The organism is Pseudomonas sp. PDM15 (assembly GCF_014851565.1).
GTDB lineage: Bacteria > Pseudomonadota > Gammaproteobacteria > Pseudomonadales > Pseudomonadaceae > Aquipseudomonas.
The window spans coordinates 553,204-568,667 of record NZ_JACVAA010000002.1 but is presented as its reverse complement, the minus strand read 5'-3'; the positions used below and the strand labels follow the sequence as shown (position 1 = coordinate 568,667).

General features: G+C 65.2%; 21 protein-coding genes. 7 read left to right on the top strand and 14 right to left on the bottom strand.

Annotated elements, in window-relative coordinates; translation table 11 throughout:
• Positions 1–53: 53 nt before the first annotated feature.
• The 5 genes from folX to IB232_RS06765 all read right to left on the bottom strand — a co-directional run bounded on the left by folX (position 54) and on the right by IB232_RS06765 (position 4,084).
• Positions 54–425: a dihydroneopterin triphosphate 2'-epimerase gene (gene folX, locus IB232_RS06785; protein ID WP_137971322.1), complete on the bottom strand. Its 372-nt coding sequence runs from the start codon at positions 423–425 to the stop codon at positions 54–56.
• A complete protein-coding gene (gene folE, locus IB232_RS06780) occupies positions 426–980 on the bottom strand; it encodes a GTP cyclohydrolase I FolE (protein ID WP_192397758.1) in 555 nt (184 codons plus the stop codon).
• Between the two features lie 10 nt (positions 981–990).
• Positions 991–1,701: a dihydromonapterin reductase gene (folM, locus tag IB232_RS06775; RefSeq protein ID WP_192397757.1), complete on the bottom strand. Its 711-nt coding sequence runs from the start codon at positions 1,699–1,701 to the stop codon at positions 991–993.
• Positions 1,702–1,791: 90 nt separating this feature from the next.
• On the bottom strand, positions 1,792–2,355 hold the full coding sequence (locus tag IB232_RS06770) for an antibiotic biosynthesis monooxygenase (RefSeq protein ID WP_137971325.1): 564 nt from the start codon (positions 2,353–2,355) through the stop codon (positions 1,792–1,794).
• Between the two features lie 205 nt (positions 2,356–2,560).
• Entirely contained in the window at positions 2,561–4,084 is a 1,524-nt protein-coding gene (locus tag IB232_RS06765) for a fumarate hydratase (RefSeq protein ID WP_192397756.1), read from the bottom strand.
• A gap of 275 nt (positions 4,085–4,359) precedes the next feature.
• On the opposite strand from IB232_RS06765, the gene IB232_RS06760 reads away from it, so the two are divergent.
• From IB232_RS06760 to IB232_RS06750, 3 genes are read left to right on the top strand one after another with little or no spacing between them, the layout of a single operon-like run.
• A complete protein-coding gene (locus IB232_RS06760; protein WP_192397755.1) occupies positions 4,360–5,487 on the top strand; it encodes a sensor domain-containing diguanylate cyclase in 1,128 nt (375 codons plus the stop codon).
• A complete protein-coding gene (locus IB232_RS06755) occupies positions 5,480–6,418 on the top strand; it encodes an iron-sulfur-binding ferredoxin reductase (RefSeq protein WP_192397754.1) in 939 nt (312 codons plus the stop codon). Before IB232_RS06760 ends, IB232_RS06755 begins: the two co-directional genes overlap by 8 nt.
• 24 nt (positions 6,419–6,442) lie before the next feature.
• Positions 6,443–7,216: an enoyl-CoA hydratase gene (locus IB232_RS06750; RefSeq protein ID WP_192397753.1), complete on the top strand. Its 774-nt coding sequence runs from the start codon at positions 6,443–6,445 to the stop codon at positions 7,214–7,216.
• A 145-nt stretch (positions 7,217–7,361) separates the two neighbouring features.
• On the opposite strand, the gene pyk is transcribed toward IB232_RS06750, so the two are convergent.
• On the bottom strand, positions 7,362–8,813 hold the full coding sequence (pyk, locus tag IB232_RS06745; protein WP_192397752.1) for a pyruvate kinase: 1,452 nt from the start codon (positions 8,811–8,813) through the stop codon (positions 7,362–7,364).
• Positions 8,814–8,947: 134 nt separating this feature from the next.
• Here pyk and IB232_RS06740 point away from each other — a divergent pair, with 134 nt between their 5' ends.
• From IB232_RS06740 to IB232_RS06730, 3 genes are all read left to right on the top strand, one after another.
• Positions 8,948–9,322: a tetratricopeptide repeat protein gene (locus IB232_RS06740; RefSeq protein ID WP_192397751.1), complete on the top strand. Its 375-nt coding sequence runs from the start codon at positions 8,948–8,950 to the stop codon at positions 9,320–9,322.
• A gap of 72 nt (positions 9,323–9,394) precedes the next feature.
• Entirely contained in the window at positions 9,395–9,820 is a 426-nt protein-coding gene (locus IB232_RS06735; RefSeq protein WP_192397750.1) for a DUF4124 domain-containing protein, read from the top strand.
• Between the two features lie 60 nt (positions 9,821–9,880).
• Complete coding sequence (locus IB232_RS06730) at positions 9,881–10,240, top strand: PilZ domain-containing protein (protein WP_192397749.1); 360 nt, start codon at positions 9,881–9,883, stop codon at positions 10,238–10,240.
• A gap of 37 nt (positions 10,241–10,277) precedes the next feature.
• Here IB232_RS06730 and IB232_RS06725 read toward each other — a convergent pair whose 3' ends face one another.
• Complete coding sequence (locus IB232_RS06725; protein WP_171016255.1) at positions 10,278–11,204, bottom strand: LysR family transcriptional regulator; 927 nt, start codon at positions 11,202–11,204, stop codon at positions 10,278–10,280.
• A gap of 189 nt (positions 11,205–11,393) precedes the next feature.
• Between IB232_RS06725 and fpr the strand changes: the two genes are divergently transcribed.
• Positions 11,394–12,173: a ferredoxin-NADP reductase gene (gene fpr / locus IB232_RS06720; protein ID WP_137971335.1), complete on the top strand. Its 780-nt coding sequence runs from the start codon at positions 11,394–11,396 to the stop codon at positions 12,171–12,173.
• A 60-nt stretch (positions 12,174–12,233) separates the two neighbouring features.
• Here the strand turns inward: fpr and tsaA are convergent, their stop codons facing one another.
• The 7 genes from tsaA to IB232_RS06685 form a co-directional block, all read right to left on the bottom strand.
• Complete coding sequence (gene tsaA, locus IB232_RS06715) at positions 12,234–12,926, bottom strand: tRNA (N6-threonylcarbamoyladenosine(37)-N6)-methyltransferase TrmO (RefSeq protein WP_192397748.1); 693 nt, start codon at positions 12,924–12,926, stop codon at positions 12,234–12,236.
• 47 nt (positions 12,927–12,973) lie between these two features.
• The gene (locus tag IB232_RS06710) at positions 12,974–13,384 is read right to left on the bottom strand and encodes a VOC family protein (protein ID WP_192397747.1); all 411 of its coding nucleotides are present in this window, start codon (positions 13,382–13,384) and stop codon (positions 12,974–12,976) included.
• Positions 13,385–13,451: 67 nt separating this feature from the next.
• Positions 13,452–13,730, bottom strand: a complete 279-nt coding sequence (locus IB232_RS06705) for a hypothetical protein (RefSeq protein ID WP_192397746.1) — start codon at positions 13,728–13,730, stop codon at positions 13,452–13,454.
• 10 nt (positions 13,731–13,740) lie between these two features.
• A complete protein-coding gene (locus tag IB232_RS06700) occupies positions 13,741–14,157 on the bottom strand; it encodes a GFA family protein (protein ID WP_192397745.1) in 417 nt (138 codons plus the stop codon).
• A gap of 22 nt (positions 14,158–14,179) precedes the next feature.
• The gene (locus IB232_RS06695) at positions 14,180–14,611 is read right to left on the bottom strand and encodes a GNAT family N-acetyltransferase (protein ID WP_192397744.1); all 432 of its coding nucleotides are present in this window, start codon (positions 14,609–14,611) and stop codon (positions 14,180–14,182) included.
• A 3-nt stretch (positions 14,612–14,614) separates the two neighbouring features.
• Positions 14,615–15,013, bottom strand: a complete 399-nt coding sequence (locus IB232_RS06690) for a VOC family protein (protein ID WP_192397743.1) — start codon at positions 15,011–15,013, stop codon at positions 14,615–14,617.
• 70 nt (positions 15,014–15,083) lie between these two features.
• Positions 15,084–15,437, bottom strand: a complete 354-nt coding sequence (locus IB232_RS06685) for a hypothetical protein (RefSeq protein ID WP_192397742.1) — start codon at positions 15,435–15,437, stop codon at positions 15,084–15,086.
• Positions 15,438–15,464 lie beyond the last annotated feature (27 nt).

The window sequence follows — 15,464 nt, the reverse complement described above, 5'->3', positions numbered from 1 at the left end:
AGGCCCTTTTCCAACGACGCATGGCCGAAGCGCAGCAGACTTTGGGCCGCTTCTCAGCGGTGGGCGGCGAGGGTGATGGACACCGACTCGGCGAAGCGCAGGGCGTGCAGCTTGTCCACTTCCACCTCGGCGTAGCGCACGGCCGGGTTGGCCATGACCAGGTCGAGAATCTCCTGGGTCAGACGCTCGAGCAGGGCGAAGCGGTTTTCCTCGACGTGGCGGATCACCGCCTTGGTGATGGTGCGGTAGTTCAGCGCGTGGTCGATGTCGTTGTCACGCACGGCCTCGTCGGCCGGGTAGAGGATGGTCAGGTTGATCAACACGTCCTGCTTGTTGTTGATCTCCTCCTCCTTGATGCCGATGAAGGTGCGCAGGCGCAGGTCCTTGACCCGGATGCGCGCCATCCCAGGTTCCAGTCGCGGCATTTACTTGCTCCGTCCGATCAGTTGCAGGAATTCCTGGCGAGTGTTGCTGGACTCGCGGAAGGCGCCCAGCATAACCGAGGTGAGCATCTGCGAGTTCTGCTTTTCCACCCCGCGCATCATCATGCACATATGCTGCGCCTCGATCACCACGGCCACGCCGGCGGCGTTGGTGACGCTCTGGATGGCTTCGGCGATCTGCCGGGTCAGACTCTCCTGGATCTGCAGGCGGCGCGCGTACATGTCGACGATGCGCGCCACCTTGGACAGCCCCAGCACCTTGCCGGTGGGGATATAGGCGACATGGGCCTTGCCGATGAAGGGCAGCAGGTGATGCTCGCACAGCGAGTACAACTCGATGTCGCGGACGATCACCACCTCGTCGCTGGCTGAGGCGAACAGGGCGCCGTTGACGATCTCCTCCAGCGACTGGGCGTAGCCGTGACAGAGGTACTGCATGGCCTTGGCGGCGCGCTCGGGGGTGTCGCGCAGGCCTTCGCGCTGCGGGTCTTCGCCCAGGCCCAGGAGGATCTCGCGGTAATGCTGCGGCAGGTTCATGGCGCGGTCCTCAGGCCAGATGGCGGCCACCGTTTACGGTCAGGGTGGTGCCGGTGACGTAGGGGTTGTCCAGCAGGTAGCGCAGGCTCTGGTAGATCACCTCGGCGCCCGGCTCGAAGCCCAGCGGCGTCTCGGCCAGGCGTCTGGCGCGGTACTCGGCGCTGTCGCCGTTATTGAACTGGATCAGCGCCGGGGCGATGCCGTTGACCTTGATCGCCGGGGCAAAGCGCGCGGCGAAGGACTGGGTCAGGCTGTCCAGCCCGGCTTTGCTGGCGCAGTAGGCCGGGCGCTTGGCGCTGCCCTTGCGCGACACGTCGTCGCCCAGGTGGACGATATCCGCCGGACCGCCTTGGCGCAGCAGTTCCTCGCAGTGCAGGTTGATCAGATAGGGCGCCAGCATGTGCACACTGACCATGCGCTGGAACACCTCGGCTTCGTGGCCCGGAGTTTCCGCCTCCCAGTCCGAGGCGTTGTGCACGATGGCGCGCAGGCTGTCGGTGCGACCTTTGAGCTGCTCGATAAAGGCCAAGATGCCGGCCTCGCTGGAGAAGTCCGCCTGCAGGGCTGTGGCGCCGCGCTCACGCAGGCGCTGCACGCCTTCGCGCTCGCTGCGGTAGCTGAAGATCACCGGCTGGCCGTCGTCGAGCAGACGCTCGGCGCAGTGCAGGCCGAGGCGTTGGCCGGCACCGGTGATCAGGATGGGGGCAGCGGGGGCGGTCATTGCGGGGCTCGTCGATCGGACTGGATCGGCCAAGTAAACCCCAGCCCCCGCTGCGCTACAACCATGCGCGGCGTGGGGGAAAGCGCCGCTTCAGGGTGTCTGCAGCACTTCGTCCGCCTGGCGTGCGCGGCGGCCTTGCAGCCAGGGATCGAGCAGATGGGTGGAGAGGGGGATGAACCAGTAGGTCATCAGCGGCGTGAGCAGCAGGGTACTGAGCAGCACGCGCAGCACCAGCGGCCACTCGGCCATGAAGCCGCCGAACAGCAGGTTGAACGCCAGTGACACCGGGAAGAACGCCAGCCAGATGGCCACGCTCTGCTTCCAGCGCGGCGGGCGGCGCAAGGCATTGCCGAACCAGGCGTCCAGGCCGCTGACGCGCCGCTCGTGGGGCTGAGCGAACAGGCCACTGCCGCGCTGCAGCCAGGCGCGGCGCGAGGCGGAATGCTCCCAGGCGGCGAGGGTGGCGGCATCGGTGAAGCGGAAGATGATCTGGAACTCGTCGTCCTCGGGCGGTGGGGCGAGGACGCCGGAGCCGAGGTAGCCGGGGAAGTCGGCGGCGAGTTGCTGGCCTTCGTGCAGCCAGGCGCGGAAATCCTGGAAGCACTCGCGCGGAACGCGGCGTGCCACCAGCATGGTGACCGGATCGGTAGACATCGTGTATCTCCACAGCGACAGGCGCGGCCCGGGTAGGGCGGTGCGCGGTATGGCCCGCCGGGGTGATGGCGGAACATAGAATTAGGTCAATGTTATTGCCATTTATGCTGGATGGCTAGAGATACGCAGAGGGGCATTCGGCCAATAAGGCTGGCAAAAGAAAAAGCCCGGCACTGGGCCGGGCTTCTTCGTAGCGCAGGGGCGCTTACTTCACTTCCACCGCCAGGCTTTCAGCGATCTTCTTGTTCCAGATCGCCGGGCCGGTGATGTGCACCGATTCGCCCTGGGTGTCGACCGCCACGGTAACCGGCATGTCTTTCACTTCGAACTCGTAGATCGCTTCCATGCCCAGCTCGGCGAAGGCCAGCACCTTGGACTTCTTGATTGCCTGGGCGACCAGGTAGGCGGCGCCGCCGACGGCCATGAGGTACACGGCCTTGTTGTCGCGGATCGCGTCGATGGCGATCGGGCCGCGCTCGGACTTGCCGATCATGCCCAGCAGGCCGGTGCTTTCGAGGATCTGGCGGGTGAACTTGTCCATGCGGGTGGCGGTGGTCGGACCGGCCGGGCCCACCACTTCGTCACCGACCGGATCGACCGGGCCGACGTAGTAGATGAAGCGGCCTTTCAGGTCCACCGGCAGCTCTTCGCCCTTGTTCAGCATGTCGACCATGCGCTTGTGCGCAGCGTCGCGGCCGGTGAGCATCTTGCCGTTGAGCAGCACGGTTTCGCCCGGCTTCCAGCTCTGCACTTCTTCCGGGGTGATGGTGTCGAGGTTGACGCGGCGCGCGCTCGGGCCGGCTTCCCAGACGATTTCCGGGTAGGCGGACAGGTCCGGCGCTTCCAGCTCGGCCGGGCCAGAACCGTCGAGCACGAAGTGGGCGTGACGGGTGGCGGCGCAGTTGGGGATCATGCACACCGGCAGCGAGGCGGCGTGGGTCGGGTAGTCCATGATCTTGACGTCGAGTACGGTGGTCAGGCCGCCCAGGCCCTGGGCGCCGATGCCCAGCTGATTGACCTTGTCGAACAGCTCGAGGCGCATTTCCTCGATCTTGTTCTGCGCACCGCGAGCCTTCAGCTCGTGGATGTCGATGTGCTCCATCAGCACTTCCTTGGCCATCACTGCGGCCTTCTCGGCGGTACCGCCGATGCCGATGCCGAGCATGCCCGGCGGGCACCAGCCGGCGCCCATGGTCGGTACGGTCTTGAGTACCCAGTCGACGATCGAGTCGGACGGGTTGAGCATGGCCATCTTCGACTTGTTCTCGGAGCCGCCGCCCTTGGCCGCGACGTCCACTTCCACCTTGTCGCCGGGGACGATGGAGTAGTGGATCACCGCCGGGGTGTTGTCCTTGGTGTTCTTACGCGCGCCGGCCGGGTCGGCCAGGATGGAGGCGCGCAGGACATTCTCCGGCAGGTTGTAGGCGCGGCGCACGCCCTCGTTGATCATGTCGTCGACGCTCATGGTGGCGCCGTCCCAGCGCACGTCCATGCCGACCTTGACGAACACGGTGACGATGCCGGTGTCCTGGCAGATCGGACGGTGGCCGGTGGCGCACATGCGCGAGTTGATCAGGATCTGCGCCATGGAGTCGCGCGCGGCCGGGGACTCTTCCTTCAGATAGGCCTCATGCATGGCCTGGATGAAGTCGACGGGGTGGTAATAGGAGATGAACTGCAGGGCGTCGGCGACGCTCTGAATCAGGTCGTCCTGCTTGATCACGGTCATTTGGGCGCTCCTCTATCAGGGAACATCTATAAGGAAACGCCGGACCACGACCCGGCGCAACGGCAAAAAGTCGTCCGGAACGACTTTTGACGTCGTTCCGCGACGGCCCGCAGGGTGGCTGCCACGGATGGCGGGCCACAAAAAACGGCGGCGCAGTATAGCGCGCTGGCAGGGACCGGCACAGCCGCGCGGGCTGGCCGATGGTCGCGGGCGCGCTATCAATTTCACTATTACGGGGGTAGAGTTGGGCAAGGTGCCAGTACGGGACGGAACCCATGAGTACGAGTAGTCCAGGGGTGACAAAGCGCGGTCTGCAAAGCCTTTTGCTGAAGCGCTTCGGCATGGCGGTAGCGAGCTATGCCCTGGTGCTTCTGCTGATGTGGGTGGCGCTGTGGGTAGGCATCTATAACGGCACCGTCTCCTTCGCCTTGTTCTGCACCGGCCTGGTGGCGCTCAGCCAGCTGGCCTTCTACGCCCTGTTCCGCAGCGGGCGTAACCTGCACTTCGCCGACCCCAGCCTGACCGAGGCGCAGATCCTCGTCGGCCTTGCCCTGCACACTGCCTTGCTGGTCCAGCTCGACAGCGCCCGCGGCAGCCTGCTGATGTTCTACCTGATCATCCTGATGTTCGGCGTGTTCCAGCTGCGCCCACGGGTGTTCGTGCGCTGCGCCGCCGTTGCCTTCTTCTCCTTCGCCGGGCTCAACCTCCTGGAAGGCTACCAGATGCGCCTGGATGATCCGGGTCAGGCCCTGCTGCAATGTTGCGCGCTGTTTATCGGCCTGACTTGGCAGAGCCTGTTCGCCAGCTACGTGCAGGCCCTGCGCCAGCGCATGCGCCAACGCCGCTATGCGCTGCAGGCGCACCAGGACACCCTGCGCGGCATGATGCGCCAGCTCGAAGACCTCGTGGCCACCGACGAGCTGACCGGGCTGTTCAATCGCCGCCACTTCCTGCGCCTGGCCCTGCGTGAGCTGGACAACCTCGGCCACGGCCGCCAGCACGGCCTGGCGCTGATCGACCTGGACCACTTCAAACGGATCAACGATGTGCACGGCCATGCCGCCGGCGACCGCGTGCTGCAAACTTTCGCTGCCGTGGCCCGCGCCTGCCTGCGCGACGGCGATGTACTGGCCCGCTACGGTGGCGAGGAGTTCGTGCTGCTGCTGCCCAACACCGACGCCGACCAGTTCACCAGTTGCTGCGAGCGGCTGCGCGAGGCATTCGCCAATGCCGAGCCGGTCGGCGTGCAGGTGAGCAATCTGAGCCTGTCCGCCGGGATGACCCTGCTCAACGAAGGCGATGATCTCGACGAGGCCCTGCAGCGGGCCGACCAGGCCCTGTATCGGGCCAAGCGCGGCGGCCGCAACCGCTGTGACGCGGCCTGGGAGGGCGCCGGTGCCTGAACTGAAAGCCGCCGGCCAGGCCTGGTCGGTACCCGCCGGCAGCAATCTGCTCGATGCCCTCAACAGTGCCGGCCTGCGCGTGCCCTATAGCTGCCGCTCTGGTAGCTGCCATGCCTGCCTGGTGCGTTGCGTGCGCGGTGAGGTGCTGGACGAGCAACCCGAGGCGCTCAGCGAGGCACGCCGTGAACAGGGCTGGCGCCTGGCCTGCCAGTGCCGGGTGGTGGACGATCTGGAGGTGCAGCTGTTCGATCCTTCCCGCGATGGCCTACCGGCACGCGTGCACTCGCTCGACTGGCTGAGCCCGTCGGTACTGCGCCTGCGCCTGTTGCCGGAGAAACCGCTGCGCTACGCCGCCGGTCAGCATCTGGTGCTGTGGACGGCCGACGGCTTGGCGCGGCCCTATTCGCTGGCCAGCCTGCCGGGCGAGGAGCCCTGGCTGGAGTTCCACCTGGACTGCCGTCAGAACGGCGCCTTCAGCGATGCCGCCCGCCAGCTGCAGGCGGGCGATGTGCTGCGTCTGGGCGAACTGCGCGGCGGCGCCCTGCATTACGACCCGGCCTGGAGCGAGCGGCCGCTCTGGTTGCTGACCGCCGGCACCGGCCTGGCGCCACTTTGGGGAGTGTTACGCGAGGCATTGCGCCAGCATCACCAGGGCCCGCTACGGGTCATTCACCTGGCCCATGACGCCGCCGGCCACTATCTGGCCGAGTCGCTGCAGGCGCTGGCTGCGAGCCATCCACAGCTGCAATTGCAGCTGGTGACCGCGTCCGAGCTGGCGGTGGTTTTGGCGGAACTGCGGCTTGTTTCGCGACAGACCGTCGCCTTACTCTGCGGCTCTCCCGCCAGCGTGGAAGCCTTCGCCCGCCGCCTCTATCTGATCGGCGTGCCGCGCAACCAGGTGCTGGCCGATCTTTTTCTGCCCCATGCATAACCGGGGCACTGCCCTGGAGTTGCAATGAGCGAACATGTATTGGTCGAGCGCGAAGGCGGTCTGCTGACCCTGCGCCTGAACCGCCCGGACAAAATGAACGCGCTGACCCGCGCCATGTACAGCCGGATGGCCGAGGTGCTGGACGCGGCCAACGAAGATCGCGCGGTGCGCGCGGTGCTGATCACCGGCGGGGCCGAGTGCTTCACCAGCGGCAACGACGTGGCCGATTTCCTGCAGGCGCCGCCCACCGGCATGGACAGCCCGGTGTTCCAGTTCATGCGCGCGCTGTTCGACTTCAGCAAACCGGTGGTGGCCGCCGTCGCCGGTCCGGCGGTGGGCATCGGCACCACCCTGCTGCTGCATTGCGACCTGGTCTACGTCAGCCGTGACGCCAAGCTGCGCACCCCCTTCGTCAATCTCGGCCTGTGCCCGGAATTCGGCTCCAGCCTGCTGCTGCCGCGCCTGCTCGGTCAGGCCAAGGCGGCTGAAGTACTGCTGCTGGGCGAGGCCTTCACCGGCGCCCAGGCGGCCGAGTGGGGCATCGCCAGCGGTGCCCTTGAGGATGGTCCGAGTACGGTGGCCAAGGCCCGCGAAATGGCCCTGCGCTTCCTCGAGCTGGCGCCTTCCGCGGTGGCCGACAGCAAGCGCCTGATGCGCGCGCCGGGGCGCGAGGAGCTGCGCAAGGTGATCGAGGAGGAGGGCGCCCTGTTCGGCCAGCGCCTGCGCTCGCCGGAGGCCATCGAGGCGCTGTCGGCCTTTATGCAGCGCAGAAAGCCGGACTTCTCCAAGTTCGCTTGACTGTTGGTGCCCTCTCCTGCCGGGAGAGGGGAAGGGGCAAGGGTTCAGTAAGCGACTCGCTGCCGATCCCTCACCCAGCCACCCAGGGGAGAGGGAGAAATAAAAAAGGCCGCTCATCGAGCGGCCTTTTTCATGGGCGGCACACTCAGACCAGCGGATCGCCCACATGGAGGATCTTCATGGTGTTGGTGCCGCCGGTGCCGTGGTAGCTGTCGCCCTTGGTCAGGATCACCCAGTCGCCGGGCTGCACGAAGCCGCGCTTGAGCAGCTCGTCCACCGCCGCCTGGCTGACCTTGTTCGCCGGCATGGAGGTCGGGTCGAACGGCACTGTGTAGACACCGCGGAACAGGGCAACCCGGGCCTGGGCCTCGCGGTGCGGGGTGAAGGCGAAGATCGGGATCGACGAGCGGATGCGCGACATGATCAGCGGGCTGTAGCCGCTCTCGGTCAGGCTGATGATGGCCTTGACGCCCGGGAAGTGGTTGGCGGTGTACATGGTGGCCAGGGCGATGCTCTCGTCGCAGCGCTCGAAGGTGCGGCCGATGCGGTGGCTGGATTTCTGGCTGGTCGGGTGTTTCTCGGCGCCCAGGCACACGCGAGTCATGGCTTCCACGGCTTCCACCGGGTACTCGCCGGCGGCGCTTTCGGCCGAGAGCATCACCGCGTCGGTGTAGTCCAGTGCGGCGTTGGCTACGTCGGAGACTTCCGCGCGGGTCGGCATGGGGCTGTGGATCATCGACTCCATCATCTGGGTCGCGGTGATCACCGCTTTGTTGTAGCGGCGGGCGTGGGCAATGATCTTCTTCTGGATACCGACCAGCTCGGCATCGCCGATCTCCACGGCCAGGTCACCACGGGCCACCATCACCGCGTCGCTGGCGCGGATCAGGCCGTCCAGTGCGGCGTCGTCAGCCACTGCCTCGGCGCGCTCGATCTTGGCCACCAGCCAGGCGTTGCCGCCGGCCTCGGTGAGCAGGCGGCGGGCGTAGTCCATATCGGCAGCGTCACGCGGGAAGGATACGGCGACGTAGTCCAGGTCCATCTCGGCGGCCAGCTTGATGTCGACCTTGTCCTTCTCGGTCAGGGCCGGCGCGGTCAGGCCGCCGCCGCGGCGATTGATGCCCTTGTTGTCGGACAGCGGGCCGCCGATCACCACGCGGCAGTGCAGCTCGTCGGCGCCCTTGAGCTCGACGCGCATGACCACGCGGCCGTCGTCCAGCAGCAGATCGTCGCCTACGTCGCAGTCTTGGATCAGAGCTGGATAGTCGATGCCGACCACTTCCTGGTTGCCCTCGGTGCGCGAATGGCTGGCGGACAGGCGGAACAGGTCGCCTTCCTTGAGCTCGATGCGCTTGTTGGCGAATTTGGCGATGCGTATCTTCGGACCCTGCAGGTCGCCGAGCAGCGCCACGTGGCGGCCGTGCTTGGCGGCCAGCTCGCGGACCAGCGCGGCGCGAGCCTTGTGATCGTCGGCGCTGCCGTGGGAGAAGTTCAGGCGGGCAACGTCGATGCCGGCAACTATCAGCTGTTCGAGAACCTCCGGGGAATTGCTGGCGGGGCCGAGGGTGGCGACGATTTTGGTGCGGCGCAGGGTCATGCGGTAACTCCAGTTTGCATAGCGTGCGGCGAGGCTACTACGGCCTTTCACTGTAGTCATTGTTCGCCTGCACTACCTTGTCTCTGCAGAAATCGCCGCGCACGCCGATACACTGCACAGCGGAGGAATTGACCATGCGAACCCTGATCCTGATTCTCACCCTGACCAGTCTCGTCGGCTGCAATCGCCTGTCCCTGGACCGTCACCTGGACGAAGCCTATCGGCACTACACCGAAGGCGATTGCGACAAGGCCCTGCTCGACCTGTCGCGTGCCGAGCGCAGCAGTCGCTCGCGCAGCTACATGCAGCCGGAAATCTCCCTGCTGCGAGGCCAATGCCTGGAGCGGCAGAACCTGTTCGTCGACGCGGCACAGACCTACGAGTTCATCGTCACCCGCTACCCGGCCAGCGAATACGCCTATCGCGCTCGCGCAAGGCTGGAGACATTGCGTCAGCTCGGGCATCATCAGGCGGGAGAGCCGGCCAAGGCATCCGCCGCATCCCTCTGATGCGGCCGTCAGTCGGCTGGTCCGCAGGAAGCGAAGCGTGGCGTTAAGCTGCGCCGAAGGAGGGAAGCCCGCATGCGTCATTTCATATTCATCGCCTTGCTCGTGCCGGCACTCGCCAGCGCGGAGATCTACCGCTGGACGGACGCCCAGGGGCGCGTGCATTTCAGCGAGAAGCCCGCCGGAAAAGGCGCCGAGCAGGTAGAGGTGAAGCCTCAGGTCGTCGAGCGCGACGATGCCACTCGTGAGCGTGAGCAGCGCACCCAGCAGTACTTCGATGCGCGTCGCGACGAGAAGGCCCAGTCTCAGGCTCGTGCCTCCGCGGCCCGTGCCGAGCGCAACAAGGAATGCAGCGAGCTACGCAGCAATCTGGCGCAGATTCAGCGCGGTGGCCGTTACTTCACCACCGATGCCAACGGCGAACGCAGCTATATCGACGAGGCGGAAGTAGAGGCTGCGCGCAGCCGTCTGTCGTCTCGTATCGCCGAGCGGTGCGGCTGAGTCTGGTCGAGTCCCAGCGCAACAGCCATACTCGAACTCCATCCATAGCGATTGGCCACCATGCACATTCAGCGCCACATCGAACGCCACCAGCTGCCGTACTACTTGAAGGTGTTCAACCGCATCACCGACAAACCCATGGGCTACATCGGCAATGTCTCGCTGGATGGCCTGATGCTGATCAGCCAGTACCCCATGCTGGTCAATGCGCGCTTCGACATGCGCCTCAAGATCCCCGGCCGCGATGGTCGTGTGCACAATGTCGACTTCGCCGCCTGCTGCCAGTGGAGCCGCGAAGATGTCACTCCCGGCACCTACGACTCGGGCTTCTCGCTGGTCGCGCCGCCGGTCGAATACGTCGAGATGGTCGACGCCCTGCGCAGCTACTTCAGCTTTCATCCCCTGGCCGCCTCGGCCTGACTGACTCGCTTCCCTATCTGATCGCCCGGGCCTCCGCTCAGGCGATCGGCTGCAGCACGATCTCGTCGCTACGACGGATGCCCGCAGTCATCTCCCGGCACAGTTCGAGAAACTCGCGCATGGCGGCGGTCTGGTACTTCTGCCGGTGCCAGATGAAATAGAACTGGCGGGTGAGGTCCAGCTCCGGGGTTTCCACCGGCACCAGGCTGCCGCGGCGGAAGGCGTCACGCAGGGCCAGGCGTGAGATGCAGCCGATGCCCAGGCCGGACTCCACGGCGCGCTTGATCGCTTCGGTGTGCTCCAGCTCCAGACGGATATTCAGTTGCGCCGGGTGATGGCGCATGGCCTGGTCGAAGGTCAGCCGCGTGCCGGAGCCTTGCTCGCGCAAGATCCAGGCCTCTCGGCTCAGCTCTTCCAGCGTCGCCGTGCCGCGTTCGGCCAGCGGGTGGCGCGGGGCGCAGAACACCACCAGTTCGTCCTCGACCCAGGGCTGTACTTCGATGTCCGGGTGCTGGCAATCGCCCTCGATCAGGCCCAGGTCCAGTTCGTAGTGGGCTACCCGCTGCACCACGTTGGCGGTGTTTTGTACGTGTAGCTTGAGACGGCATTCCGGATGGCGCTGCATGAAATTGCCGATCAGCAGGGTGGCCAGATAGTTTCCCACGGTGAGGGTGGCCCCTAGCTCCAGCAGGCCGAAGCCGGTCTTGCCGCTGAGCAGGCGCTCGATCTCCTTGGCCTGGTCAAGCAGCGCCACCGCCTGGGGCAGCAACTGGCGACCGAGGGCATTGAGCGAGAGGCGTTTGCCAGCGCGATCGAACAGCTGGCAGTCGGACTGCCGCTCCAGTTCACTGAGCGAGGTGCTGGCGGCGGACTGGGAGAGGGCCAGAGATTCCGCCGCGCGGGATACGCTTTCCTGCTTGGCCACGGCGACGAAGACTTCCAATTGTCTGAGCGTGAATCGCATATCTATATAACCAATAATCTATATCGCGATAATTCGCTTAACAGATATTGTGGCTCTCATTAGAATGGCGCGCAACGCTGCCGGCCCCGGCAGACGATTGTGTGCGTAATCACCTGACATTGACCTGACGCAAATGGGTCGAGGGTGTTTTCCGGCAATCTGAAAACCGAGACTTTTGAGGACACCCGCATGAGCAACATGAACTCGGAACGCGTCGTCAGTGTGCACCACTGGAACGACACCCTGTTCAGCTTCAAGTGCACCCGCGACCCGGGCCTGCGCTTCGAGAACGGCCAGTTCGTCATGATCGGCCTGCAGCAGCCCAATGGCCGCCCGCTGATGCGCGCATATTCCATCGCCAGCCCGAACTGGGAAGAGCACCTGGAGTTCTTCAGCATCAAGGTGCCGGACGGCCCGCTGACCTCGCAGCTGCAGCACCTCAAGGAAGGCGACGAGATCATCATCAGCAAGAAGCCCACCGGCACGCTGGTTCTCGATGACCTCAACCCCGGCAAGCACCTGTACCTGCTCAGCACCGGCACCGGCCTGGCGCCGTTCATGAGCGTGATTCAGGACCCGGAAACCTACGAGCGCTTCGAGAAGGTCATCCTGGTCCACGGCGTGCGCTACGTGAACGAAGTCGCCTACCGCGAGTTCATCACCGAGCACCTGCCGAAGAACGAGTTCTTCGGCGATGCGCTGAAGAACAAGCTGATCTACTACCCGACTGTGACCCGCGAGCCGTTCGAGAACCAGGGCCGCCTGACCGACCTGATGCGCAGCGGCAAACTGTTCGAGGACATCGGCCTGCCGCCGATCAACCCGCAGGACGACCGCGCGATGATCTGCGGCAGCCCGAGCATGCTCGACGAGACTAGCGAAGTGCTCGACAGCTTCGGCCTGAAGATCTCCCCGCGCATGCGTGAGCCGGGCGACTACCTGATCGAGCGTGCCTTCGTCGAGAAGTAAGCGCCAGCCGCCGCAAACACAAACCCGCCATTGGCGGGTTTGTCGTTTCTGGATGATGGATTAGCCCGGCACCACTTCCAGCACGCAGATACGCCCCGGCTCGGGGTAGTGCCAGCGCACCTGCACATCCCACAGCAGCACGCCGTAGCGGCGCTCGGGCTCCGGAACCTGGTAGGCGGGTCGCGGATCCTGGGCCAGGCATTGCTCGATCAGTTCGACCAGTGGCTCGCCCAGGCGCAGGGCGTGTTGCCGTGCCTGTTGCAGCGCCTCGTCACTCCAGGTCAGTTTGATCGGCGTCGGCGGCGCATCGGCGATGCGATTGGACGCGCCGGGCACGCCATCGGCATAGGGTACATAGGGTTTGATATCCAGCACCGGCGTGCCGTCCAGCAGGTCGATGCCGGACAACCACAGCCGCCCCGGCTCGACCTTCTCCAGCTTCACCACCGATTGGCCGATGCCATTGGGGCGGTGCGTTGCGCGGGTGGCGAACACCCCCAGCGAGGCGTTGCCGCCCAGGCGCGGCGGCCGCACCTTGAGCCGCGGCTTGTCCTCCAGGGCTTGGTGGAAGAGGAACAGCAGCCACACGTGACTGACCTGCTCCAGCCCCTCGACCGCCTCGGCGCGATCGAACGGCGCTACCAGCTCCAGCACGCCGCGAGCGGCCGGGGCCAGTTGCGGCTGACGGGGAATGGCGAACTTCTCCTTGAAGCAGGAGCGCAGGAAACCGATGGGGCTGACGGAATGAGACATGGCGGCACGCGTGGCGGGAAACCCGCCCATGGTAGCGAGCGCTCGCCTCAGTCGGCCACCTCGTCGTAGCCACGGCCGCGCCATTGCAGCAGGCAGAGACCATGGCCGAACGGATCGCGCAGGCCGGCCAGACGCCCCCAAGCCTCGTCAATCGGGCCGCGCTCCAGGCGGGCACCGGCGGCCAGGGCGCGAGCCAGTGCGCTGTCCAGATCCGCCACAACTAGGTCCAGATGCAGCGGCGTCCAGTGGGCTGCGTAATCGCGGCGCAGGACACGATTGGCGACCGGAGCGCTGCCGGGCTCCTTGTGCAGCAGGTAGACCGGCACCGGCGCGCCCTCCAGTTCGGCAACGCTGCCGTCGAACAGATAGCGGCGCAGACGCAGGCCGGCGGCCTGCTCGTAGAAGGCCACGGCCTGTTCCAGGTCCGGCACGTCCAGATTGATCAGCAGCTCGGTCATGACTCCGCGCTCGCTAGGGTGGCCGGTTGGGCGGAGTTGCTCGCAGTACCGCGCGCATCCATAGTCTTCATCGAAACACTTTGTCGCTAGTGAACAGCCCCATCACCGCATTGTGGCATTGCGTGCAGACCAGCCCTCGTTCCTGGCCGGAGTGTGGGTCTGCGTTCTCGTGGGGCTGTACGCAGGCGGGTAGGGCGAAACGCCGCTGCAGCGCGCTCAGGTCCCGGCGCACATCGAAGTACACCCACTCGCGGCAGTTCTCCGACCAGGCCTGGCCGCGAAACGTCTCCTCGGCGCCGTTGTGCAGCAGAGCCTGTTCCAGTGCGCGCAGGTGTTCGCAGAGCATGGCGCGATCCTCAGGGCTTGGCCGGGGCCACCGGTGGGCGCTCCGGGTATTGCGGGAGCTGGTCGCAGATCTCCAGCCACGGCGCCTTGGACGCGACGAAGATATGCGCGCCAGGGCCCTGTTCGACTGGGGTATCGAGGCTGCCCATGCGCACCCGTACGATCTCCGGCATCTGCTCGCGGCGGCTGTAGATGGGCGAGCCGCAGTGGCTGCAGAACACCCGGTGGCTGCCCTCGGCAGTGCAGAAGTCCTTCAGCGCATCCTCTCCGGCGGTGACGACGAAATCCGTGGTGGCAACCAGCACGTTGGAGGCGAAGGCCGAACCGCCAGCCTTGCGGCAGCGCGAGCAGTGGCAGAAGAACCCCGGGCCGAGCTCGCCGCGAATCTCGTAATGCACCGCCCCGCATAGGCAACTTCCGTTGTACATGTGAAACCCTCGCTGAACTGGATCAGCTTTCGCTGATGTAGCCCTGGCGCAGTGCCTGCGCCTCGTCCTCGAAGATCGCCATGGCCGTGCTCATACGGCGGAAGCCGAGGCGACGATAGAAGTCCTCCTTGCCCGGTACTGCATAGAGAATGATCTTGCGATGCCCGCGCGAGGCCGCCACCAGCCGCGTCACGATCTCGCGGCCGAGGCCGCTGCCCTGATACTCGGGCAACACAGCGACGTCGCAAATGTAGGAGCAATCGACCCCATCGGCCAGCGCGCGACCGGCACCCACCAGCCTGCCGTCGACATACGCCAGGCAGCGCAACAGGCTATTGCCGAAGGCGGTGCGTAGCCAATCCGGGCTCTTGTTTCCCAGCGGCGCGGCCAGGTACAGGGCGGAAAGCTCGTCCCAGTCAATGCCTTCGAGTGAGTCGGACCAGAGAATGTCCATGGCTCAGTCCTGCGCGTCGTGGCAGACCACGCACAGCTTGTTACCGTCCGGGTCGCGGAAGTAGGCGCCGTAATAGTGCTCATGGTACTCGGGGCGCAACCCCGGTTCGCCCTCGCACTTGCCGCCATGGGCCAGGGCGACGGCATAGGCACTGTCGACCACGGCTCGGCTGGGTGCCGCGAAGGCCACCATCTGCCCGTTGCCACCTGCATGCGGCTGCCCGTTATAAGGTCTGCCAATCAGAAACAAGGGGCGCGGTTCGGCCTGCATCGGCTGCCAGCCGGCCCAGGGCCGCGACGCATCGCTGAAGCGCAGCTGATTGCCCAGCGCGTTCATCAACGGCTGATAGAACGCCAGGGCTCGTTCGAAGTCGCCAATGCCAAGGAAGACGTGGGAGAACATGCGCGGTATCCGAATGGGTGGGAGGAGGAGCTTAGCTTGCAGCGAATCGGGTGGAGGGGCTAACGTTTGGTTAAGGGGCCGGCTTTAGCCGGTCCCGAGTGAGCGAAGCGAGCGGCTTGAACCAGTAGTTGAACCATTGCCACCTACTAGAAATGCCGGAATATGCTTTTTCTGCTGTGTTCTTAACCTGTTCAATTGAGTCTCCGCCACCAGCGGCAAGGACCTCCCACTGCTCATTGCAATAGAAAAGGAGATAGTCGTCCTCTCCTGGGTTCTGGCATATAGAGAGTTTTGGTACCGGCCCTATAAGGTTTCCATCTACGTATGTGGAAATTCTGCCTGTATAGGTAACAGATTCATCAACTATGGCAAAGGCTATTACCTTTGCGGAGTCTTGAATGGCGGGCGGCTTAGGTCTGTCCATGGTTACCTAACGTTTGATTAAGGGGCC